This window comes from Streptomyces sp. NPDC002838 (genome assembly GCF_040295365.1).
In the GTDB taxonomy this organism is placed as follows: domain Bacteria; phylum Actinomycetota; class Actinomycetes; order Streptomycetales; family Streptomycetaceae; genus Streptomyces.
This window is the reverse complement of the sequence record NZ_JBEOVF010000147.1, coordinates 1-1690: the sequence shown is the minus strand read 5'-3', so window position 1 is coordinate 1690 and position 1690 is coordinate 1. Positions and strand designations below refer to the sequence as shown.

General features: G+C 71.4%; 2 protein-coding genes. Both read right to left on the bottom strand.

From position 1 onward, the window contains the following. Positions 1-195: 195 nt before the first annotated feature. Positions 196-1089: an AMP-binding enzyme gene (locus tag ABT063_RS51980; protein WP_351069368.1), complete on the bottom strand. Its 894-nt coding sequence runs from the start codon at positions 1087-1089 to the stop codon at positions 196-198. A 414-nt stretch (positions 1090-1503) separates the two neighbouring features. After that, positions 1504-1690 (bottom strand): IclR family transcriptional regulator domain-containing protein (locus ABT063_RS51975; protein WP_351069366.1); only part of this gene is annotated, 187 nt, incomplete at its 5' end.

Here is a 1690-nt window from a genome sequence, read left to right as displayed (position 1 = left end):
ACCACGGTGACGGTGCCCTCGGACATGTCCGGGGCGGCGGCTGCAGGGCTCGTCACGTTCGTCATCTCCTCGGCACGGTCGGCAGGGATCACTTCGGCCGCGCTCGGCGGCGGCACGAACGACGCTAGCCACCAGGGAACGCCCAGGTCATCGCTCGAATGACCGGACCGGGGCGGCGCATGGTCGTGGCCCGGACTACGTCATCCGTCGCGCGGGCCGGGCACCGCACGTTCCGGCAGGGCCGCCGTCCTGGGCCATCTTCCTGGCCCAGGCCATTTCGAGCTTGCCGGTGGGGGTCCGCGGCAGGGCGTCCGTCAGGACGACGGATCGCGGCACCTTGTAGCCGGCGAGGCTCCGCCGTACCCAGTCGCGCAGCTCCTCGCCGGTGACGGTCGCGCCCGGCGGGACCGCCACGACGGCCGCCACCCGTTCTCCCCAGGTCTCGTCGGGGACGCCGACGATGACGCAGTCGGTCACCGCGGGGTGCGCCAGCAGGACGTTCTCCACCTCCTGGGGGTGCACCTTCTCCCCGCCGGTGTTGATCACGCCCGAGCCGCGGCCGAGGAACCGGATCGCGCCGTCGGCCTCAAGACGGGCGAGATCACCGGGGATCGCGTACCGGACCCCGTCGATGGTGCGGAACGTCGTCGCGCTCTTCTCGGCGTCCTTGTAGTAGCCGAGCGGCATGGGCCCGCAGTAGGCGAGGCGCCCGGTCTCGTCGCTGCCGGGTTCGACGAACCGGTCCCCGGTGCCGATCACTCTCGTCGCGGGCACGGGGAAGAAACGGGCGGGCAGGTCACGTACCGACGGGGTGACGGCGAAGGCGAACGGCCCTCCTTCGCTCGACGCGATGGCGTCGATGACCGTGACTTCGGCGCGCTCGTGCAGGTGTCTCTCGAGTACGTCGCTGAGAGCTGTGCCGGAGCTGAGGACCCTGCGCAGGTCGTGCGGCGTTCCCGTCTGTCCCGCGTGCACGAGCTCGTCGACGAGCGGCCGGCACACGGCGTTGCCCGCGACGATGATCGTCTCGACCCGCTGCTCGGCGACCGTCGCGCGGCACGGCTGGCCGCCGCGCTGGAACACGTCCATACCTCACGCCTCCTCGTCCTTGAGGGCTTGGATCGGCCGCCCGGCCGGGCACACGTCTCGAACGCCCCGCGGACCCCTCGGAGGAGTGGCGGTCCACGGGGCGCTCTCCTCAACCTAGGCAGACGCCCGCGCTGCGGGAACGCGAGCAATGACTGAGCCGGCTCGGCGCTTCGACCGCCCATGAACAGGTCGAATGACGTAGGCCCGCCCGAAATCCACCGGGCTGCGATGCTGTGGCCGACCGCGAGTCGCCCCCTGCGCCCGCCAGCCCGTCTCTCCCTGCCGGCCCGTGACCATGGCGGCGGCCTTCGGGACGGGATCCGTCGCTCGTCGATGATGACCATGATGAGTGGATCATGCTCGACGGCAAAGTCGCCATCGTCACGGGTGCGGGCAGAGGCCTGGGAGTCGCCCTCATGTCTGCGGCACCGCGGCGACGCGGGCGTAATCCGCGCTGATGTCTCCCGCGGTCTGCAACAGCGGCGGCAGATGCTCCTCGACGAGCTGCTCGACCGAGGTCTCGGCCGCGTGGCAGTTGACGTTGAGGGCGGCGATGACCCGGCCGGAGCCGTCCCGCAGCGGGGCCGCGATCGACCGGATG